The sequence below is a fragment of the Streptomyces sp. Qhu_M48 genome, assembly GCF_051305195.1.
Taxonomy (GTDB): Bacteria; Actinomycetota; Actinomycetes; order Streptomycetales; family Streptomycetaceae; genus Streptomyces.
In genome coordinates this window covers 1,869,117-1,888,241 of record NZ_CP195432.1, presented here as the reverse complement: position 1 = coordinate 1,888,241, position 19,125 = coordinate 1,869,117, and the positions used below count along the sequence as shown (strand labels likewise).

General features: G+C 74.1%; 17 protein-coding genes and 1 pseudogene. 8 read left to right on the top strand and 10 right to left on the bottom strand.

Annotated elements, in window-relative coordinates:
* Window positions 1–136 precede the first annotated feature (136 nt).
* The 4 genes from pepN to ACRRSS_RS08805 form a co-directional block, all read right to left on the bottom strand.
* On the bottom strand, window positions 137–2,623 hold the full coding sequence (pepN, locus tag ACRRSS_RS08820) for an aminopeptidase N (protein WP_435970667.1): 2,487 nt from the start codon (window positions 2,621–2,623) through the stop codon (window positions 137–139).
* A 76-nt stretch (window positions 2,624–2,699) separates the two neighbouring features.
* Window positions 2,700–3,686 carry an asparaginase gene (locus tag ACRRSS_RS08815; protein ID WP_435970666.1) on the bottom strand — a complete coding sequence of 329 codons (987 nt, stop codon included), beginning with the start codon at window positions 3,684–3,686 and terminating at the stop codon, window positions 2,700–2,702.
* Window positions 3,686–4,027 carry a chorismate mutase gene (locus tag ACRRSS_RS08810; protein ID WP_435970665.1) on the bottom strand — a complete coding sequence of 114 codons (342 nt, stop codon included), beginning with the start codon at window positions 4,025–4,027 and terminating at the stop codon, window positions 3,686–3,688. Before ACRRSS_RS08810 ends, ACRRSS_RS08815 begins: the two co-directional genes overlap by 1 nt.
* An 11-nt stretch (window positions 4,028–4,038) precedes the next feature.
* Entirely contained in the window at window positions 4,039–4,926 is an 888-nt protein-coding gene (locus ACRRSS_RS08805; RefSeq protein WP_435970664.1) for a helix-turn-helix domain-containing protein, read from the bottom strand.
* Between the two features lie 209 nt (window positions 4,927–5,135).
* On the opposite strand from ACRRSS_RS08805, the gene ACRRSS_RS08800 reads away from it, so the two are divergent.
* Window positions 5,136–6,908: a glycoside hydrolase family 35 protein gene (locus ACRRSS_RS08800; RefSeq protein WP_435970663.1), complete on the top strand. Its 1,773-nt coding sequence runs from the start codon at window positions 5,136–5,138 to the stop codon at window positions 6,906–6,908.
* Window positions 6,909–7,057: 149 nt separating this feature from the next.
* Here ACRRSS_RS08800 and ACRRSS_RS08795 read toward each other — a convergent pair whose 3' ends face one another.
* Window positions 7,058–7,828 (bottom strand): S1 family peptidase, encoded by a 771-nt coding sequence (locus ACRRSS_RS08795; protein WP_435975281.1) that lies wholly within the window; start codon window positions 7,826–7,828, stop codon window positions 7,058–7,060.
* 174 nt (window positions 7,829–8,002) lie between these two features.
* Between ACRRSS_RS08795 and ACRRSS_RS08790 the strand changes: the two genes are divergently transcribed.
* Complete coding sequence (locus ACRRSS_RS08790) at window positions 8,003–8,887, top strand: hypothetical protein (RefSeq protein ID WP_435970662.1); 885 nt, start codon at window positions 8,003–8,005, stop codon at window positions 8,885–8,887.
* A 94-nt stretch (window positions 8,888–8,981) separates the two neighbouring features.
* Here ACRRSS_RS08790 and ACRRSS_RS08785 read toward each other — a convergent pair whose 3' ends face one another.
* On the bottom strand, window positions 8,982–9,446 hold the full coding sequence (locus ACRRSS_RS08785; protein ID WP_435970661.1) for a GNAT family N-acetyltransferase: 465 nt from the start codon (window positions 9,444–9,446) through the stop codon (window positions 8,982–8,984).
* A 124-nt stretch (window positions 9,447–9,570) separates the two neighbouring features.
* Between ACRRSS_RS08785 and ACRRSS_RS08780 the strand changes: the two genes are divergently transcribed.
* Complete coding sequence (locus tag ACRRSS_RS08780; RefSeq protein WP_435970660.1) at window positions 9,571–11,040, top strand: ankyrin repeat domain-containing protein; 1,470 nt, start codon at window positions 9,571–9,573, stop codon at window positions 11,038–11,040.
* A 51-nt stretch (window positions 11,041–11,091) separates the two neighbouring features.
* Here ACRRSS_RS08780 and ACRRSS_RS08775 read toward each other — a convergent pair whose 3' ends face one another.
* The 3 genes from ACRRSS_RS08775 to ACRRSS_RS08765 form a co-directional block, all read right to left on the bottom strand.
* On the bottom strand, window positions 11,092–11,517 hold the full coding sequence (locus ACRRSS_RS08775) for a ribonuclease domain-containing protein (RefSeq protein WP_435970659.1): 426 nt from the start codon (window positions 11,515–11,517) through the stop codon (window positions 11,092–11,094).
* Window positions 11,518–11,796: 279 nt separating this feature from the next.
* Window positions 11,797–12,672 (bottom strand): SDR family oxidoreductase, encoded by an 876-nt coding sequence (locus ACRRSS_RS08770; protein WP_435970658.1) that lies wholly within the window; start codon window positions 12,670–12,672, stop codon window positions 11,797–11,799.
* A gap of 12 nt (window positions 12,673–12,684) precedes the next feature.
* A complete protein-coding gene (locus tag ACRRSS_RS08765; RefSeq protein WP_435970657.1) occupies window positions 12,685–13,449 on the bottom strand; it encodes an SDR family oxidoreductase in 765 nt (254 codons plus the stop codon).
* A 66-nt stretch (window positions 13,450–13,515) separates the two neighbouring features.
* Here ACRRSS_RS08765 and ACRRSS_RS08760 point away from each other — a divergent pair, with 66 nt between their 5' ends.
* The 5 genes and pseudogenes from ACRRSS_RS08760 to ACRRSS_RS08740 all read left to right on the top strand — a co-directional run.
* Entirely contained in the window at window positions 13,516–14,265 is a 750-nt protein-coding gene (locus ACRRSS_RS08760) for an enoyl-CoA hydratase family protein (RefSeq protein ID WP_435970656.1), read from the top strand.
* Entirely contained in the window at window positions 14,262–15,119 is an 858-nt protein-coding gene (locus ACRRSS_RS08755; protein WP_435970655.1) for a CoA transferase subunit A, read from the top strand. The genes ACRRSS_RS08760 and ACRRSS_RS08755 overlap by 4 nt, the downstream gene beginning before the upstream one ends.
* Window positions 15,116–15,847 (top strand): CoA-transferase subunit beta, encoded by a 732-nt coding sequence (locus ACRRSS_RS08750; protein WP_435970654.1) that lies wholly within the window; start codon window positions 15,116–15,118, stop codon window positions 15,845–15,847. The genes ACRRSS_RS08755 and ACRRSS_RS08750 overlap by 4 nt, the downstream gene beginning before the upstream one ends.
* Window positions 15,844–16,896, top strand: coding sequence for an NAD(P)H-dependent flavin oxidoreductase (locus ACRRSS_RS08745; RefSeq protein ID WP_435970653.1), 1,053 nt, complete (start codon window positions 15,844–15,846; stop codon window positions 16,894–16,896). The genes ACRRSS_RS08750 and ACRRSS_RS08745 overlap by 4 nt, the downstream gene beginning before the upstream one ends.
* A gap of 118 nt (window positions 16,897–17,014) precedes the next feature.
* Window positions 17,015–17,083: pseudogene (locus tag ACRRSS_RS08740) on the top strand (hypothetical protein); the annotation flags it as partial.
* Here ACRRSS_RS08740 and ACRRSS_RS08735 read toward each other — a convergent pair.
* Window positions 17,080–18,810: a DEAD/DEAH box helicase gene (locus tag ACRRSS_RS08735; RefSeq protein WP_435970652.1), complete on the bottom strand. Its 1,731-nt coding sequence runs from the start codon at window positions 18,808–18,810 to the stop codon at window positions 17,080–17,082. The pseudogene ACRRSS_RS08740 and the gene ACRRSS_RS08735 sit on opposite strands and share 4 nt — an antisense overlap.
* Window positions 18,811–19,125 lie beyond the last annotated feature (315 nt).

The window sequence follows — 19,125 nt, the reverse complement described above, 5'->3', positions numbered from 1 at the left end:
TGCGGGTCAGGGCGCGGAAGCCTTAGCCCGGCAAGGGGCGCCGTTCCGTTGTGCCCACCCGTTCCGCCCCAGCGGAACGAATGCCCACAACGGGGGGGGGTGCGGCCCAGCGGGGTGGGCGCCAGCCCAGGGGGGATCAGGTGTTGTGGGGTTTCAGGGCTCGGCGGAGGTCGTCCAGTTGGTCGACGAGCTTGCGGCGGAGGGCCGGGATCATGGTGGCCGACGCCAGGTGGTGTTCCCCGAGCGCCAGGGACTCGGCGTCGACCGCGTACGACGGGAAGGCGTAGCGGCCGGCCGCCTCCGCCATCGCGGGGCCCCGGCGGTCGGCCAGGGCGATGGCCGCCTCGTAGAAGCGGGGCACGTACTGCCGTACGAGTTCCGCCTGCTCCGGCTGCCAGAAGCCCTGGGCGGTGGCGGTGAAGAGGTAGTTGGAGAGGGCGTCCGTGTCGAAGAGGGCGGACCAGGCCGCCGCCTTGGCCTCCTCCGAGGGGAGGGCGGCGCGGCAGCGTGCGGCGCCCTCCTGTCCGGTGGCGCTGGGGTCGCGGCGCAGTTCGGCGGCGATGGTGGGCTCGTCGGTGGCGCCGAGGACGGCGAGGCGGGCCAGGATGCGCCAGCGCAGTTCGGGGTCGAGTTCGGGGCCGCCGTGGACGGTGCCCTCGTCGAGCCAGGAGGCGATCTGGTCGGGGGTGGTGGCGCTGTCGATGAGGGCGCGGACGGCGGTGAGGCGCAGTCCGGGGGCGGAGCCGTCCTCGGTGCGGCGGAGGAGGGCGCGGGCGATCTCGCGGAGGGTGGCGAGGGCGGCGGGGCGGGCGTCCTCGGTGACGTACCGGTCGGCGATCTGGGTGCGGGCGAAGCCGAGGACGCCTTGGACGAGGGCGAGTTCGGTCTCGGCGGTGAGGTGGGCGAGGGCGACTTCGAGGTATTCGGCGGGGGCGAGGTCGCCGTCGCGGACCATGTCGCGCAGCGCGTTCCAGATGACGGCGCGGGTGAGGGGGTCGGGGATGCGGGAGAGGCCGCGCAGGGCGGATTCCATGGACGTGTCGTCGAAGCGGAGTTTGGTGTAGGTGAGGTCCTCGTCGTTGAGGACGACGAGGGCGGGGCGGGGGCCGGTGAGTTCGGCGGGTTCGGTCTGCGGGACGTCGAGTTCGCGCCGCTCGCGCAGGACGAGGTCGCCGGAGGGGTCGCGGTCGTAGAGGCCGGCGGCGATGCGGTGGGGGCGGCTGCCGTCGCGGGTGACGGTGAGCTGCCAGCGGGGGCCGCCGCCGGTGAGGACGGGGGTGAGGGTGTCGACGCCGGTGGTGCGGAGCCACTGGTCGGCCCAGGCGTGGACGTCGCGGTCGGTGGCGGCGGCGAGGTTGTCGATGAAGTCGGCGAGGGTGGCGTTGCCGAACTTGTGGCGCTTGAAGTGGATGTTGATGCCGGCGAGGAAGTCCTTCTCGCCGAGCCAGGTGACGAGCTGGCGGAGGGCGGAGGCGCCCTTGGCGTAGGAGATGCCGTCGAAGTTGAGGAGTGCGGAGGCGGTGTCGGGGACGGACTCGGGGTCGGGGGCGACGGGGTGGGTGGAGGGCCGCTGGTCGGCCTCGTATCCCCAGGCCTTCCGGGTGACGCCGAAGTCGACCCAGGTGTCGGGGAAGAGGTCGGCGCAGGCCTCGTTGACGGTCTGGTAGCCCATGTACTCGGCGAAGGACTCGTTCAGCCAGATGTCGTCCCACCAGCGCAGGGTGACGAGGTCGCCGAACCACATGTGGGCCATCTCGTGGGCGATGACCATGGCGCGGGTCTGGCGTTCGGTGACGGTGACGGCGGAGCGGAAGACGAACTCGTCGCGGAAGGTGACGAGGCCGGGGTTCTCCATGGCGCCGGCGTTGAACTCGGGGACGAAGGCCTGGTCGTAGGAGTCGAAGGGGTAGGGCTCCTCGAACTTCTCGTGGAAGCGGTCGTAGCAGGCCTTGGTGACGGCGAGGATCTCGTCGGCGTCGTCGTCGAGGTGGGCGGCGAGGGAGCGGCGGCAGTGGATGCCGAAGGGGAGCCCGGCGTGCTCGGTGCGGATCGAGTGCCAGGGGCCGGCGGCGACGCATACGAAGTAGGTGGAGAGCGGCGGGGTGGGGGCGGCCTTCCAGCGTCCGTCGGGCTGCTGTTCGGTGATGCCGTTGGCGAGGACGGTCCAGCCCTCGGGGGCGTCGACGGAGACCTCGAAGACGGTCTTGAGGTCGGGCTGGTCGAAGGCGGGGAAGACGCGCTGGACGTCTTCCATGAAGAGCTGGGTGTAGACGTACGACTCGCCGTCGCTCGGGTCGGTGAACCGGTGCATGCCCTCGCCGGTACGGGAGTACCGCATGGTCGTACTGATGCTCAGGACGTGCTCGCCCTCGGTGAGGCTCAGGGGGAGGCGGTTCCCGTCGAGCGTCGTGACGTCGAGGGGCCGGTCGTCCAGATGGGCGGAGTGCAGGGTTTCGGGCTTCAGCTCGACGAAGGTGTCCCCGGCGGCGCGGGCGGTGAACCGGATGAGGCTCCGGGAGTGGAAGAGGTCGTCGCCGGCGGTGAGGTCGAGGTCGACCTGGTGGTGCTGGACATCGAGGAGCTGGGCACGGGTCTGCGCTTCGTCGCGCGTCAGTACGGACATGGCCCTATGCTGCCCGATGCCTTCGGCGCGGGGCAGGGGTGGTGGGGGCAAGTCGTACGGGGCCGTGCCTGGGGCGTCAGGCGAGGCCGGAGCCGTTGAGGTGGGCGAAGGCGGCGGTGATGCGGGGACGGTCGTAGCCGGCGGGGCCCGCGGCGCCGCTGGAGAGCAGGGTGTGGAGCAGGATGCGGGCCTTGGCGGGGTCGAGGGGGCCGGCCGGGATCAGTCCGTGGTGGAGCAGGTCGTGTTCGGAGCCGGGGCCGCGGTAGGTGTCGGAGAGGGTCGTGCCGCCGCCGGTGCGGGAGGCCAGGACGACGGGGATGCGGCGGGCGATCCCGGCCAGGGGTTCGACGAGCCGGGCGGGGGCGTGGCCGGCGCCGAAGGCGGCGACGACGAGGCCCTGGAAGCGGTGGTCGACGGCGTCGAGGAGTTCGCCGCGGTCGCCGAGGGAGAGCGTCACGAGGGCCACCCTGACCTCGGGGTCGAGCTTCAGCGGGTGGACGGCGCACGGGACGGCGGGGCGGAGCAGGATACGGGGTTCGCCCTCGACGACGCTGCCGAGCGGTCCGGCGCCGGGTGAGGCGAAGGTGGCGACGGAGGTGGTGTGGGTCTTGCGGGCGAACCGGGCGGCGTGGATCTCGTCGGCGAGGACGACGAGGACGCCGAGGTTCCGGCAGGCGGGGTCGGCGGCGACGGCGAGGGCGGCGGCCAGGTTGGCGGGGCCGTCGGCGCCCGGCAGGTCGGGGCGGCGCATGGCGCCGGTGACGGCGATCGGCTGCTCGGTGGTGCAGAGCAGGTCGAGGAGGAAGGCGGTCTCCTCCAGGGTGTCGGTGCCCTGGACGACGACCACGCCGGAGCCGGCGGCGACGGTGGCGCGGACCTCGGCGGCGAGCGCGGCGAGGTCCTCGTGGGTGAGGGTGGAGCTGGGGACGCGGCGGAAGTCGTTCAGGACGACGTCGTGGCCGCCGCCGAGTTCGGCGAGGACCTCCTGGCCGCTCATGCGGGCCGCGTCGCCGCCTCGGGCGGAGATGGTCCCTCCGAGGGTGAAGACCGTGACGCGGGCCATCAGCGTGCTCCGTCCGCGATCGTCTCGTGGTGGCGGATGACTTCGGCGATGATGAAGTTCAGGAGTTTCTCCGCGAAGGCCGGGTCCAGTTTCGCGCTCCCGGCGAGTTCCCGCAGCCGGGCGATCTGGCGGGACTCGCGGGCGGGGTCGGCGGGCGGAAGCTGGTGCCGGGCCTTGAGGACGCCGACCTGCTGGGTGCACTTGAAGCGCTCGGCGAGCATGTGCACGACCGCCGCGTCGATGTTGTCGATGCTTTCGCGCAGCCGGGTCAGTTCGGCCCGTACGGACTCGTCGACCTGGGCGGGGGCGTCGGCCGGCTGGGCCTGGGTGGAGTCACTCATGATCTGCGAGCTTAGACGGATCCCGGGAGGATCGTGGGCGGGTGTTCGGGATCCGGAACGCGGTTGCTCCAGCCGCCGTGCACGGACCGTCCCTGCTGTTCGCGGAAGCGGATGGGGGCGGTGCCGACCCGGCGGGTGAAGAGCCGGGAGAAGTAGGCCGGGTCGTCGTAGCCGACGCGGCGGGCGACGGCGGCGACGGGCAGTTCGGTGGCGGCGAGGAGTTCCTTGGCCCGGCCGAGGCGGACGGTGAGCAGGTAGTCCTTGGGGCTGCATCCGGCGGCGCGGCGGACGGTGGTGCGCAGTTCGGCGGCGGTCATGCCGTGCCGGGCGGCGTGTTCGGCGACGGAGAGGGGCTGGAAGGCGTCGCGGGCGAGGGCGGCGAGGACGGGGTCGCCGTCGGCGTTGGTGTCGGCGCGGGCGCGGCGCAGGGCGACGAGCAGTTCGTGGACGGCGGCGCCGGTCTCGACTTCCAGGAGGGGGTTTCCGGCGCGGGCGGCGCGGGCGATGCGGCTGATGGCGGCGCGTGCGGGGGCGGCGTCGGCGAGGGGGACGACGGGCCGGTCGGGCTCGATGTAGCCGAGTTCGGTGTAGGTGGTGGTGGCGGGGCCGGAGAAGTCGACGAAGGCCTCGTCCCAGCCGGTGCCGGGGTCGGCGCCGTAGTGGTGGGGGGTGCCGGGGGTGAGCCAGAGCAGGGCGGGTGCGGTGACGGTGGTGCGGCGGCCGTCGGCGGCCCGGTACCAGCCGCTGCCGGCGGAGACGACGACGGCGACGTGGTGGTCGAGGGTGCGGGGGCCGACGGTGGGGAGGGTGCCGTGCTGGAGTCCGACGCCGAGGCAGACGAGGCCGAGGCGGTGGTGGACCGGGCTGGGCGTGAAGTACCGCATCCAGGTGTGGTACATGCCGGGTGGGCCTCCTTCGTCCCCGTCCGTGTTCCGCCGGGCGGGCCTAGGGCCTGTCTGACAATTGGCGTCGGATCAGGCCGGGTCGTTCGGTGCGTGCGTGCCGGGCGGCCCGGACCCGGCGGCAATTGCCAGACAGGCCCTAACGTCCAAACTGCGACGATCTTTGTCCATGGACCGGTTCACCGCCAGAGGGCGAGGGTGAGGCCATGAGCACGTTCGCTGTGGGTGACGAGGACTTTCTGCTCGACGGGCGGCCGGTGCGGCTGCTCTCGGGGGCGCTGCACTACTTCCGGGTGCACGAGGCGCAGTGGGAGCACCGGCTCGGGATGCTGCGCGCGATGGGCCTGAACTGTGTGGAGACGTACGTCCCCTGGAACCTGTACGCGCCGGAGCCGGGCCGGTACGGGGACGTGGAGGCGCTGGGCCGTTTCCTGGACGCGGTGGCGCGGGCGGGGATGTGGGCGATCGTGCGCCCGGGGCCGTACATCTGCGCCGAGTGGGAGAACGGCGGTCTGCCGCACTGGCTGACCGGTCCGCTGGGGCGGCGGGTGCGGACTCTGGACCCGGAGTTCCTGGCGCCGGTGGAGGCCTGGTTCCGGCGGCTGCTGCCGCAGGTGGTGGAGCGGCAGGTGGACCGGGGCGGTCCGGTGGTCCTGGTGCAGGTGGAGAACGAGTACGGGAGTTACGGCAGCGATCTGGCCTATCTGGAGCGGGTGGCGGAGCTGCTGCGGGAGTGCGGGGTGAGCGTTCCGCTGTTCACCTCGGACGGTCCCGAGGACCACATGCTGACGGGTGGGTCGGTGCCGGGGGTGCTGGCGACGGCGAACTTCGGTTCGGGGGCGCGGGAGGGCTTCGCGACGCTACGGCGCCATCAGCCGTCGGGGCCGCTGATGTGCATGGAGTTCTGGTGCGGCTGGTTCGACCACTGGGGCACGGAGCACGCGGTGCGGGGCGCGGTGGACGCGGCGGCGGCGTTGCGGGAGATCCTGGAGTGTGGGGCCTCGGTCAATGTGTACATGGCGCACGGGGGGACGAACTTCGCGGGCTGGGCGGGGGCGAACCGGGCGGGTGAGCTGCACGACGGGCCGCTGCGGGCGACGGTGACCTCGTACGACTACGACGCGCCGGTCGACGAGGCGGGGCGGGCGACGGAGAAGTTCTGGGCGTTCCGTGAGGTGCTCGCGGATTACGCGGTGGGGGCGTTGCCGGAGCCTCCGGCGCCGCCGGCGCGGCTCGCGGTCCCGGTGCGGGGCGTGGTGGACGGCTGGGCTTCGCTGGACGCGGTCCTGGAGGTGCTCGGCGGCGAGGAGTCGGTGACGCCGGTGCCGCCGACCTTCGAGGAGCTGGGTGTGGACCGGGGCCTGGTGCGTCACCGGGTGGCGGTGCCGGGTCCCCGGCAGCCGTATCCGCTGGGGGTGACGGGGCTGCGGGACCGGGCGGTGGTGTACGTCGACGGGCGCCCCGCGGGGGTCCTCGACACGGCGGACGGTGAGGACGTGACGCTCGCCGGGCCGGTGCCGGGTCCCGCGGTGGTGGATCTGTGGGTGGAGTCGCTCGGTCGGGTCAACTACGGGCCGCGGCTCGGGGAGCCGAAGGGGATCACGGGCGGGGTCCGGCACGAACGGCAGTATCTGCACGGGTTCCGGTCGCGGGGGCTGCGGCTGGACGCGTTCGAGGCGGCGGCCGTGGACAAGGTGCGGTTCGCGTCGGCGGCGGAGCGGAGCGGGCCGGGTCTCTACCGGGGGACGCTGGACGTGACCGGGGCGGGGGACGCGGTGCTGCGGGTGCCGGGGGCCACCCGGGGCTTCGTGTGGGTGAACGGTTTCTGCCTGGGCCGGTACTGGACGGCCGGTCCGCAGGACGCGCTGTTCGTCCCGGGCCCGGTGCTCCGGGAGGGCGCGAACGAGGTGTGGGTGCTGGAGCTGGAGGGTGACGCGGGGGCGGGCGTCGCGCTCGACGTCCTGCGGGAACGCCACTGAGACGAGGGCGCTGATCGAGGGTTGGGGCGGGGCTGGGCCGGGGGCCCGGAGGCGAGGGCCCTGGGGCCGGGGCGCGGGGCCGAGAGTGTCCGCACACGGGTGGTGCCCCGGAGCCGAGGCCGCTCCGGGGCACCTGTACGCGGAGTCCGTTACAGCGTGGCCGCGGCGGACTTGATGGCGGCGGCGAAGGTCGAGACCTCTGTGTAGACGCCGGGGTAGTTGGGCCGGGCGCAGCCCTGGCCCCAGCTCACGATGCCGACCTGGACCCAGGCTCCGGCGTTGTCCTTGCGGAACATCGGGCCGCCGGAGTCGCCCTGGCAGGTGTCGACGCCGCCCTGGGTGTAGCCGGCGCAGATCTCCTCGCTCGGGACGAGGTCGCTGCCGTACGAGGACTGGCAGGAGGCGTCCGAGACGAACGGCACGTTGGCCTTGAGCTGGTAACGCTGCTGCGCCCCGCCCTCACGGGCGGCGCCCCAGCCGGCCACCGTGAAGGTGCCGCTGTTGTACGCGGTGGTCTCGGCGAGCTTGAGGTTGGGCAGCGAGGTGATGGGGCTGGCGAGCTTGATCAGCGCCCAGTCCTTGCCCTTGCCGTTGTAGCCGGGGGCCTGGAGGACCTTGGTGGACCTGACCTTGATGGCGCTGCTGCTCTGGAGGTCCACGACTCCGGCGGTGGCGGTGATGCTGGTGTTGTTGCCGGAGCCGCTCACACAGTGGGCCGCGGTGAGCACGACCTGCGGGGTGATCAGCGAGCCGCCACAGCCCATGGAGAGCCTGACCATCCAGGGGAACTCGCCCTGGGCGGCGCGGGTACCGCCGACGACGGGGGCGGGGGCCGCGGCGGCGTTGGTGGTGGGCTGGAGGCTGACGGCCGCCAGGACGACGGCACCGGCGGCGGCGAACTTCTGGAGTGCGCGGACCATTCTGTTCTGCTTCACGTGTCTGCCTTCTCTCATGGGGGGCTGCCTCGACGGCCATGACATGCGCCCGTCAAGTCATGTCCGAATTATGGACAGCGCCCAACTGCCGCCACAAGGAAGCCTTTTCGGCCAGAGACGGTGGCAAGACCGTACAGTGGGAACAAGGGGGAATCCGGCATGCCGAACCGTCAGGAGGGCGACCGTGTCGCCCACGGCCTTCCGCACCGCGCCACCGTCGGGGCCTCGCTCACGGCGCTCTACCGACGCCTCTCCCCCGACGGAGTGCACCGGTACCCGGTGAGCGTCCCGTCCTCCGACGTGGCCCTCGCCGACGACGAGGACCTGCACCTCGGCACCCAGCGGGTGGCCCGTGCCCTGGTCCGGCACCTGAGGCTGCCCGAGGCGCGCATGGTGGTGAGTTTCCGGCCGATGGAGTACGCGGCGGCCGTCGAGCTCGCGGCGGGACCCGAGTACTTCGTGGAGCTCAACGACCGGTTCCGGACGCGCCGCCGGGACATCGGCGCGGCCCTCGCCCACGAGATCACCCACGTCCTGCTGCACCGGCTCGGCCTCGGCTTCCCCGGCACCGCCGAGAACGAGATCCTCACCGACGTCGTCACCACGTACCTGGGGGCGGGCTGGCTGCTGCTCGACGCCTACCGGCAGGACGGCGTGGAGAGCCAGAAGCTGGGCTACCTGACCCCGGAGGAGTTCGGCTACGTCCTCGCCAAGCGGGCCGAGGTCTTCGGCGAGGACCCGTCACCGTGGTTCACCAGCGACGTGGCGTACGAGGCGTGGGTGCGGGGCCGGACCGAGGCCGGGCGGGAGCGGACGCCGCCGCCGCTCGCCGGGGCGGGCTGGGCCGAGCGACGGCGGTACGGCTGGGAGCGGCGCCGGGGCAGGGCGGGCGAGGGCGCCCCGTACGCCTTCGAGGGCGGGGCGCCCGCGACCGGTGTGTCGTTCCCCTGCCCGGTCTGCCGGCAGCGCCTGCGGGTGCCGGCGGGACGGGCGCTGCGAGCCCGGTGCGGGGTGTGCCGCACGGTCCTGGAGTGCGCGGGCTAGGTCGCGTCCGGACAGCGGGGCCGACGCGCGCCAGGTCGCGGGCGGACAGCGGGGCCGTCCGCCCGCGGGCCGGGCGGGACGTTCCCGAGGCGACTCAGGACGCTTCCCCGGGCGTGTCCACCACCAGGCTCTTGTGGAAGTGGACGTCCTCGGCGCCGCCCGGGATGCCGAGCATCCGGCCGGTCTCCACGTATCCGTGCCGACGGTAGAAGTCCGGGGCCTGGAAGGTGAACGACGAGACATTGGCACGGTCGCAGCCGCGGCGCCTGGCCTCGTCCTCCGCCGCGCGCAGGAGCCGGCTCCCCCAGCCGTCCTGCCGGCTGTCCTCCCGGACCCACAGCATGTCGATGCCGAAGAGGCCGCTCCAGGTCCAGCCGGTGAGCCCGCCGATGAGCTCGCCGTTCGCGTCGACGGCCTTCACGGAGAGCTCGCCCTGGTCCTCGGGGGTCGTCCCGGTGGCCGCGAAGTTGAACGCGTCGAGCCCCTGGTCCAGGAGCTTCGTGAGCGCGGCGTCGCCGTGGCCGACGCTCAGCGCCGCACCGTCGTGATCATGGGTCATGCGGCCTGATTCTGGCACAGGCGTACGAGCGGACGGCCGGACGGCGACGGTCGGCGCCGTGCTTCGCGGGCCGGGGCGGGAATCTGATTTGCGCCAGGGACGGACGGCGGGTCAGGGTCGGCGCATGAGCACGTTGTTCGACGCCATCCGGGACGGGGACGAGGACGGGGTCGTACGCGCCCTGCGGAACGGGGCCGGCCCCGAGGACCGGGAGGACGAGGAGACCGCGCTGTACCGGGCGGCCGTCGGCGACGAGGCCGGAATCGTACGGGTGTTGCTGGCCGCCGGGGCGGATCCGGGCCGGGGCAGCGGCGAGGACGGCGGCGACCTGCCGCTCTGCGGGGCGGCCGTCGGCGGACACACCGACGTGGCGCGAGCGCTGCTGGCGGCGGGCGCGGCGGCGGACCAGGAGGAGGCGTACGGCTTCACCGCCCTCGCGTGGGCGCTGCGGCTCGGGCACGCCGACACCTCCCGAGTTCTGCTGGAGCACGGGGCCGACCCCGACCGGCGCGGACCCGACGGGTTCCTCCCGCTCGTGGCCGCCGCCCGGCGCGGCTCCACCGGATGCGTCCGGGCGCTCCTCGACCACGGGGCGACGGCCCGGGAGGCGGCGCTGCGGGAGGCGCGGCGCTGGATCGGCGCCGACATCGCGGCCGAGCTGCGGCGCGGGCTCGTCGCGGGGAACGAGGGCGGGCAGACGTACGAGGCCGTGATCCGCCGGGTCCGGGAGGACGGCGGGGTGACGGTCGTCGTGGAGCTGCTGCGGGAGGACGGCGCTCCCGGGCGCGGCGACGAACGCCAGACGGGACACGCGGCCATCGCCACGCTCCTGGAGGCGGCGCTGGGGCTGCGTACCTCGCACGAGGAGCTGGCGGCGCGGGCCCTGCGCTGCGGCGACCCGGAACTCGACGACTGGACGACGGCGGTGGCCGAACTGGCCGGCCGGGCCGACGAGGAGACCTTCGTGGCGGCGGCCGCGTGGTGCGCGTACCGCGATCCGCTGCGCCGGGCGCTCGGCGCGCGGGTGCTCGGCGCCCTGCCGGGCTTCGCGGCGAGCGCGGTGCCGGTGCTGCGGCGGGTCGCGGCGGAGGTGGTGGGTCCGGCGCGGGAGCCGGTGCTCTCGGTGGTGTCGGCGCTCGGGGAGTGCGGGGACCCGGCCGCCGTGCCCGAACTCCTCGCGGCGGCCGGGCACGCCGACGCGGCGGTGCGGCGGGCGGTCGCGGGGGCCCTGGCCGGGATCGTGCCGGCCGGGCACGTGGAGGCGCTCGGGGTGCTGCTGGCGCTGAGCCGGGACGGTGACGCGCGAGTACGGGACTGGGCGACGCTCGCGCTCGCCGAGCTGCCCGACGACACCCCGCTCGTCCGGGAGGGGCTCGCCGAGCGGGTGGGCGACACCGATCCGGAGACGGCGGCGGAGGCGGCGCGCGGCCTCGCGATCCGTCAGGACCCGCGCGCCGTCGAGGCGCTGGCGTCGGTCCTCGCGGACGGGGACCCGGACGGCGCGGCGCGGGAGACGGCGCTCGCCGCCCTGGAGTACGTCCACGACCCCCGGGTCAGGACCCGGCTCGAATGGACGTCCCCGCGCCGCGCCTGAGAGGTCGGGGGCGGCCGGTGGGGTGGGGCCGGCCGGCCGCCGGGGCGACTGTCAGCAGTCGTGGTCGATCAGGTCGAAGGACGCGTAGTGGTCGGCGGTGTAGTAGTCCTCCTGGGCCGCGTCGCCGGTGACGATGCGGCGGGCGCCGCGCGTGGAGGAGCCGGGGGTCTTGACCGTGTACTCGTGGTAGTAGCCGAGCGACCGGCCGGGCAGGATCCGTTCCCGGTTCTGGAAGACGGTGCCGTCCTGGCTGTACGGGAAGGGGCCGCCGGCGTCGATCAGGCGCAGGGTGGTGTGCGCCTGGCTGGGCAGGTCGGAGTAGCAGATGTCGCCGACGGCCGCGGTCGCCGCGACCGAGGTCACGACGGCGGCGGGTGCGGGGGCGGGTGCGGCGGTGGCGGGCGCGCCGAGGAGGAGGGACGAGAGGAGGGCGGTGGCGACACCGCCGGCGAGGGTGAATCGAGGGGGGATTCGCATGGCTGAGATTGTGGACGCGCGTAGATCCCGCCCGGAACCCCAACGGCCCTGTATTCGCCGGACGTTAACCCCTTGCCCGCGAAGGTGCGGATCTCGTGTGCATGGGTCCGCCGGGGCCTTTTCGGACCCCGGCGGACATGCCTCCCGTACGGGTCTCGTGCGGGTCGCGTACGTGGGCGGCCCCAGATCTCGCGCTCGGAGGTGCCCAGGTCGCGCACCCTTGGCCGACTCGGGTCGCGCACCCTCCTGGCGCGCCCGGGCCGCCGCCCTCGGGCGGGCTCAGGCCCCGTACACCGGTCGCGGTGGTTCCGACTCCGACAGGAGGCGGCGGGCCGTCTCCCCCGCCTCCGCCGGGGTGCGGCGTGTGCCCTTGTCCTCCGTCGGGCCGGGCCGCCAGCCCTCCATGACGGTGAGGCGGCCCCCCTCGGCCTCGAAGATCCTGCCGGTCACGCCCTCCGACGCGGCCGAGCCCAGCCACACCACGAGCGGTGACACGTCCTCGGGCAGTGCGTCCAGGCCGTCGAAGACCTGCTCGGTCATCCGGGTCCTGGCCGCCGGGGCGATCGCGTTGACCTGGACCCCGTACCGGGCGAGTTCCGCCGCCGCGACCAGGGTGAGGCCGACGATCGCGGCCTTCGCCGCCGCGTAGTTGGCCTGTCCGACGCTGCCGAGGAGCCCGGCGCCCGAGGTGGTGTGGACGACCCTGGCGACCGGCGCCCGTCCGGCCTTCGCCTCGGCCCGCCAGTGCGCGGCGGCGTGGCGCAGGGGCAGGAAGTGGCCTTTGCCGTGGACCCGCATGACGGCGTCCCAGTCGTTCTCGTCGAGGTTCACGAGCATCCGGTCACGGAGGAAGCCCGCGTTGCTGACGAGGGTGTCGAGCCGTCCCCAGGTGTCGAGGGCGGCCGCGACCAGGGAGGCGGCGCCCTCGGTGGTCGCGATGTCGCCGCCGTGGGCGAGGGCCTCACCGCCCGCGGCGCTGATCTCCTCGACGACCGCCGCCGCCGGGCTGTCGGGGCCGGGGCGGCCGTCGAGGCCGACCCCGAGGTCGTTGACGACGACCCGGGCGCCCTCGGCGGCGAAGGCGAGCGCGTGCGCCCGGCCCAGTCCGCGTCCCGCTCCGGTGACGATGACGACACGGCCCTCGCAGATTCCCATCCCGGTCTCCCCTCAGCTCTGTCGGTTGGCGGTGGCGGCGTCCAGGAAGGCGGGGCGCTCCCCGCCGCCGTGGACGAGGAGCGAGGCACCCGAGACGTAGGCCGCCCGGTCGGAGGCGAGGAAGACGGCCGCCTCGCCGATCTCGTCCGGGGCGGCGAGCCGGCCCAGCGGTACGGTCCGGCCGACGGCGGCGACTCCCGCGTCGTCGCCGTAGTGCAGGCCGGACAGTTCGGTCCTGACCATGCCGGGGACGAGGGTGTTGACCCGTACCTCGGGGGCCCATTCGACGGCCATGGAGCGGGCGAGGTTCTCCAGGCCCGCCTTGGCCGCGCCGTAGGCGGCGGTGCCCGGGGAGGGCCGGGTGCCGCTGACGCTGCCGATCATGACGATCGTGCCGCGCGAGGCCCGCAGGAGCGGGCGGGCGGCGAGGCTGACGGCGAGCGGGGCGGTGAGGTTCAGCTCGACCACGCGCGCGTGCCGTTCGGCCTCGCCCTCCCCCAGGAGGCGGTACGGCGTGCCGCCCGCGTTGTTGACGAGGGTGTCGAGCCGTCCGTACCGCTCGGCGAAGGCGGTGAGGAACTCCTGCACGGCGGTGGGCTCCCGCAGGTCGAGCGGGTGGAAGTCGGCGGTGCGGCCCGCCGCCCCGACCGGTGTGTCCGGGGGTCTGCGGGCGCAGACGGCGACCCGGGCGCCGGCCCGCAGGAAGGCGCGGGCGATGCCCGCGCCGACTCCTCGGGTTCCACCGGTGACGAGCACGACCCTCCCGTCCAGCTCCATCGGCTGCTACCTTCCCCTCCAAGAGGTACCTAACAAACGTTTGGTGGAAAGGTAGCTGATCCGCTCATGGGTGTCTGCACCTCGCGCCCCACTCCGGGCGTGGCCCTGGTCACCGTCGACTTCCCACCCGTCAACGCCCTGCCCGTCAAAGGCTGGTACGCGCTCGCCGACGCCGTCCGCGCCGCCGGCCGGGACCCCGGGGTCCGGTGCGTCGTCCTCACCGCCGAGGGCCGCGGCTTCAACGCGGGCGTCGACATCAAGGAGTTGCAGCGCGACCCCGGGCACGCCTCCCTGATCGGGGCCAACAGCGGCTGCGCGGAGGCCTTCGCCGCCGTGTACGAGTGCGAGGTGCCGGTCGTCGCGGCGGTCGCCGGCCACTGTCTGGGCGGCGGCGTCGGGCTCGTCGGCAACGCCGACGCGATCGTCGCCGCCGAGGACGCCGTCTTCGGCCTCCCCGAGCTGGACCGGGGCGCGCTCGGCGCGGCGACCCACCTCGCCCGGCTCGTCCCCCAGCATCTGATGCGGGCCCTCTACTACACCGCGCGGACCGCGACCGCCGCCGAACTCCAGGCGCACGGCTCGGTGTGGAGGGTGGTCCCGCGCCCGGAGCTGCTCGACGCGGCCCTCGCGCTGGCCGGGGAGATCGCCGCCAAGGACGGCGGCCTCCTGCGCCTCGCCAAGGCCGCGCTCAACGGCATCGACCCCGTGGACGTACGGCGCAGCTACCGCTTCGAGCAGGGCTTCACCTTCGAGGCCAATCTGAGCGGGGTCGCCGACCGGGTCCGCGACACCTTCGGGAAGGAGAACTCCGCGTGAGCGACAAGACCATGACGCCCGAGGAGGTCGTCGGACGGCTCCGTTCCGGGATGACGGTCGGGATCGGCGGCTGGGGGTCGCGGCGCAAGCCGATGGCCCTGGTGAGGGCGGTGCTCCGCTCCGGGATCACCGATCTCACGGTGATCTCCTACGGCGGCCCGGACGTCGGCCTGCTCGCCGCCGCCGGCCGGATCCGGCGACTCGTCGCCCCCTTCGCGACCCTGGACTCCATCCCCCTCGAACCCCACTTCCGGGCGGCCCGCGAACGCGGCGCCTTCGAGCTCACCGAGCTCGACGAGGCGATGTTCATGTGGGGCCTGCACGCCGCCGCCAACCGGCTGCCCTTCCTGCCGGTACGGGCCGGGCTCGGCTCCGACGTGATGCGGGTCAACCCGGGCCTGCGGACCGTCACCTCCCCGTACGAGGACGGCGAGGAGTTCGTGGCCGTGCCCGCGCTGCGCATGGACGCCGCCCTCGTCCACCTCAACCGCGCCGACCGGCTCGGCAACGGCCAGTACCTCGGCCCCGACCCCTACTTCGACGACCTGTTCTGCGAGGCCGCCGACACGGCGTACGTCTCCTGCGAGCGGATCGTCGACCGCTTCGGGCCGGACACCGTGCCCCAGACCCTCCTCGTCAGCCGCCACAGCGTCACCGGAGTCGTCGAGACCCCGAACGGCGCCCACTTCACCTCCTGCGTCCCCGACCGCGACCGCGACGAGCCGTTCCAGAGGCTCTACGCCACCACCCCCTGGACCGAGTTCGCCGAGCGCTTCCTGTCCGGCAAGAGCGAGGGCGACTACCAGACCGCCGTGCGGGCCTGGCACGACGAGCGCGAGGAGCAGCGGACGTGACGACGGAAGCGGCCGGCCGCGCCGAGTACTGCGTGATCGCCTGCGCCGAGGCCTGGCGCGACAACGGGGAGGTGCTCGCCAGCCCCATGGGCCTGATCCCCTCCTTCGGAGCCCGCCTCGCCAAACGCACCTTCTCCCCCGACCTGCTCCTCACCGACGGCGAGGCGCTGCTCGTCGGCCTCGACGGAGAGCCCGAGGGCTGGCTGCCGTACCGCAGACACCTCGCCATGGTCACCGGCGGGAAGCGGCACGTGATGATGGGCGCCAGTCAGATCGACCGGTACGGCAACCAGAACATCTCCTGCATCGGCGACTGGCGGCGGCCCTCCCGCCAGCTCCTCGGCGTACGCGGAGCCCCCGTCAACACCCTCAACAACCCCGTCAGTTACTGGATCCCCAAGCATTCGCCCCGGGTCTTCGTCGAGCGGGTCGACATGATCAGCGGAGTCGGTTACGACCACGCCGTCGGGCCGTACCACCGCCTCCCCCGAGTCGTCACCGACCTCGCCGTCCTCGACTTCGAGACGCCCGGCCGCACGATGCGGATCGCCTCCCTCCACCCGGGCGTCACCGTCGACGAGGTCCGCGCGGCCACCGGCTTCGACCTCGCGGCGGCCGACGACGGCGACGTGCCGTACACCCGCGAGCCCACCGCCGAGGAGCTGCGGCTGATCCGCGAGGTCATCGACCCCCGGCGGCTGCGGGACCGCGAGGTCGCGCCCCGATGAGGACCGCGCTCACCGAGCTGACGGGGGTCCGCCACCCGATCGTGCAGACCGGCATGGGCTGGGTCGCCGGGCCCCGGCTCGTCTCCGCCACCGCGAACGCGGGCGCGCTCGGCGTCCTCGCCTCCGCGACCATGACCGTGGACGAGCTGCGCGCCGCCGTCCGCGAGGTGCGGTCCCGCACCGACCGGCCCTTCGGGGTGAACCTGCGCGCCGACGCGGGGGACGCCCGTGAACGGGTCCGGATCATCGTCGACGAGGGGGTACGGGTCGCCTCCTTCGCCCTCGCGCCCTCCCGCGACCTGATCGCCGAGCTCAAGGACGCCGGGGTCGTCGTCATCCCCTCCGTCGGAGCCCGGCGGCACGCCGAGAAGGTCGCCGCCTGGGGCGCGGACGCCGTGCTCGTCCAGGGCGGGGAGGGCGGCGGCCACACCGGCGAGGTCGCGACGAGCGTCCTGCTGCCGCAGGTGGTGGACGCCGTGGACGTCCCGGTGATCGCGGCGGGCGGCTTCCACGACGGACGGGGCCTGGTCGCCGCGCTCGCCCACGGGGCGGCGGGCATCGCGATGGGCACCCGCTTCCTGCTGACCTCCGACTCGACCGTGCCGGACGCGGTCAAGGCCCGCTATCTGGCCGCCACCGTCAAGGACGTCACCGTCACCACCGCCGTCGACGGGCTGCCCCACCGGATGCTCCGCACGGAGCTCGTGGCGTCCCTGGAGAACGCCGGGCGGGTACGGTCCCTGGCGCGGGCCCTGCACCGCGCGGCCGGTTTCCGCGGGCTCTCCGGGCTCTCCTGGTCGGCGATGGTCCGCGACGGCCTCGCGATGCGCCACGGCAGGGACCTGTCCTGGAGCCAGGTCCTCCTCGCCGCGAACACCCCGATGCTGCTGCGGGCCTCCATGGTCGAGGGCCGCACCGACCTGGGCGTGATGGCCGCGGGTCAGGTCGCGGGGGTGATCGAGGACCTTCCCAGCTGCGAGGAGCTGGTCAGCCGGATCATGACGGAGGCCTCGCGGGTCCTGCGGACGCTTCCGCGCCCCGACGAGTGACCCGCCGCCGGCCGGTCCGGTCCCGGTCCCCCGGCCCGTCACCGACAACGGTCTGTTCGGGCGGCTGCTCACCGCGATCGACTCGAGGGACCCGGCCCTGATCACTCCGCTCCAGGAGGTGCGGGAGGAGTACCTCCACACCGCCCTGGAGCAGCTGCGCTCCTCGTACGGGAGCGTGTTCCGTTACGTGTCGGTCGGCCTCGGCCTGGAGCTCCGCGAGCTGCCGGCGCTCCGCGCGCGGCTGGTGCCCGCGGCCTGACGCCCGGCCCGACCGGCACCGGCTCCGGCGGAGGCACCGCGTCCGCCGCCCGTGCCGGAGCCCGCTCCCCGGCCACCGCCGGACGCGCGGCCCGTGCCGCCGGCGGCACCGGCGGTGCGGCCCGCGGAGCCCGACGTACGGCCCGAGGAGCCCGCGGCGCGGCCCGAGGCCGTGCCCGTGGCTCCGGAACGGCCCGAGCCCGTGCCCGTGCCGGCCGTGCCTCCGGCCGGGGCGGGACGGCGGCGCCGGCCCGCGGAGCGGCCACCGCCGGCGGCGGAGCCGGCCGGCTTGCGCGGCTGCGTCGGCTGCGGGGTCTCGATGACGATCGGGACGCCGGAGGGCTCCCGCGCGCCGGTCAGCTCGGCCAGCTCGTCGTCGCTGGACTTGATCTGCGCCGTGCGGGGGCTGATGCCCGCGTTCGTCATCAGACGGCCCATGTCGCGCTTCTGCTCGGGCAGGACCAGGGTGAAGACGCTGCCGGACTCACCGGCACGGGCGGTCCGGCCGCCGCGGTGCAGGTAGTCCTTGTGGTCCATCGGCGGGTCGACGTTCACGACCATGTCGAGGTCGTCGACGTGGATGCCGCGCGCCGCCACGTTCGTCGCGACGAGGGCGGTGACCTGACCGCTCTTGAACTGGTCGAGGGTCCGGTTCCGCTGCGGCTGCGAGCGGCCGCCGTGCAGCCCGGAGGCCCGTACGCCGTTGGCGAGGAGCCGCTTGACCAGCCGGTCCACGGACCGCTTGGTGTCCAGGAAGAGGATCGTCCGGCCGTCGCGGGCGGCGATCCGCAGCGTGACGGCCTTCTTGTCGGTCTCGTCGGCCACGTACAGGACGTGGTGCTCCATGGTGGTGACCGCGCCGGCCGACGGGTCGACGGAGTGCACGACCGGGTCGTCGAGGAACATCTTGACCAGGCGGTCGATGTTCCGGTCGAGGGTGGCCGAGAACAGCAGGCGCTGCCCGTCCGGCTCGACCTGCTTCAGCACCTTCGTGACCTGGGGCAGGAAGCCCATGTCGGCCATCTGGTCGGCCTCGTCGAGGACGGTGACGGCGACCTGGTCGAGACGGCAGTCGCCCCGGTCGATGAGGTCGTGGAGACGGCCGGGCGTGGCGATGAGGATCTCGGCGCCGCGCCGCAGCGCGGAGGACTGCCGGCTGATCGACATGCCGCCGACGACGGTGGTGATGCGGAGCCGCAGCGCGGAGGCGTACGGGGTGAGCGCGTCGGTCACCTGCTGCGCGAGCTCGCGCGTGGGCACCAGGACCAGCGCGAGCGGCGCGCCCGGCTCGGCGCGGCGGCCCGCGGTGCGGGCGAGGATCGCGAGCCCGAAGGCGAGGGTCTTGCCGGAGCCGGTACGCCCCCGGCCGAGCACGTCACGGCCGGCCAGCGAGTTCGGCAGGGTCGCGGCCTGGATCGGGAACGGCTCCGTGACGCCCTGCTCACCCAGGGTCCGCAGCAGGCCCTCGGGCATGTCGAGGTCGGCGAAGGCGGCCACCGCGGGCAGCGCGGGCGTCAGCGTCTCCGGCGGCGTGAACTCGCTCGGCGGCGGGGGCGCGGTGGGACGGCGGCCGCCGCGGGAGTTCTTCGGCTGCGACGTGGACTTCGCCTGGGCGGTGCGGGGGCTGCGCTTGTGAGGGCGTTCGGAGCGGGTCATGCGTGCCTTTCTGGCCGGTGCTCGCGGCACAGCCAGGGCCCGCACCTGCACGGTGCGGGCCCGGCTGCTCTACCCGGAACACGCGATACGGGCCCGGGATGTCTACCGGAACGCGCGGAACGAGCCCCGGATGTCTCTACCGGAACAATAGTGCGCCTCGGGACCTTCCCGCCCCGCCCGACCGATGGCCGGACGGATCGCACCAGCCCACGGCGGTGCGACGTGGGCGACCTCACAGCGCCCGGACGCTCGTCCGCTGGCCGCTCACAGCCGTTCGATGATCGTCACGTTCGCCTGGCCGCCGCCCTCGCACAT

Coding starts and splice junctions, on each gene's coding strand:
- pepN (WP_435970667.1), bottom strand. CDS start 2,623: ATGTCCGTACTGACGCGCGACGAAGCGCAGACCCGTGCCCAGCTCCTC.
- ACRRSS_RS08815 (WP_435970666.1), bottom strand. CDS start 3,686: ATGGCCCGCGTCACGGTCTTCACCCTCGGAGGGACCATCTCCGCCCGA.
- ACRRSS_RS08810 (WP_435970665.1), bottom strand. CDS start 4,027: ATGAGTGACTCCACCCAGGCCCAGCCGGCCGACGCCCCCGCCCAGGTC.
- ACRRSS_RS08805 (WP_435970664.1), bottom strand. CDS start 4,926: ATGTACCACACCTGGATGCGGTACTTCACGCCCAGCCCGGTCCACCAC.
- ACRRSS_RS08800 (WP_435970663.1), top strand. CDS start 5,136: ATGAGCACGTTCGCTGTGGGTGACGAGGACTTTCTGCTCGACGGGCGG.
- ACRRSS_RS08795 (WP_435975281.1), bottom strand. CDS start 7,828: ATGGTCCGCGCACTCCAGAAGTTCGCCGCCGCCGGTGCCGTCGTCCTG.
- ACRRSS_RS08790 (WP_435970662.1), top strand. CDS start 8,003: ATGCCGAACCGTCAGGAGGGCGACCGTGTCGCCCACGGCCTTCCGCAC.
- ACRRSS_RS08785 (WP_435970661.1), bottom strand. CDS start 9,446: ATGACCCATGATCACGACGGTGCGGCGCTGAGCGTCGGCCACGGCGAC.
- ACRRSS_RS08780 (WP_435970660.1), top strand. CDS start 9,571: ATGAGCACGTTGTTCGACGCCATCCGGGACGGGGACGAGGACGGGGTC.
- ACRRSS_RS08775 (WP_435970659.1), bottom strand. CDS start 11,517: ATGCGAATCCCCCCTCGATTCACCCTCGCCGGCGGTGTCGCCACCGCC.
- ACRRSS_RS08770 (WP_435970658.1), bottom strand. CDS start 12,672: ATGGGAATCTGCGAGGGCCGTGTCGTCATCGTCACCGGAGCGGGACGC.
- ACRRSS_RS08765 (WP_435970657.1), bottom strand. CDS start 13,449: ATGGAGCTGGACGGGAGGGTCGTGCTCGTCACCGGTGGAACCCGAGGA.
- ACRRSS_RS08760 (WP_435970656.1), top strand. CDS start 13,516: ATGGGTGTCTGCACCTCGCGCCCCACTCCGGGCGTGGCCCTGGTCACC.
- ACRRSS_RS08745 (WP_435970653.1), top strand. CDS start 15,844: ATGAGGACCGCGCTCACCGAGCTGACGGGGGTCCGCCACCCGATCGTG.
- ACRRSS_RS08735 (WP_435970652.1), bottom strand. CDS start 18,810: ATGACCCGCTCCGAACGCCCTCACAAGCGCAGCCCCCGCACCGCCCAG.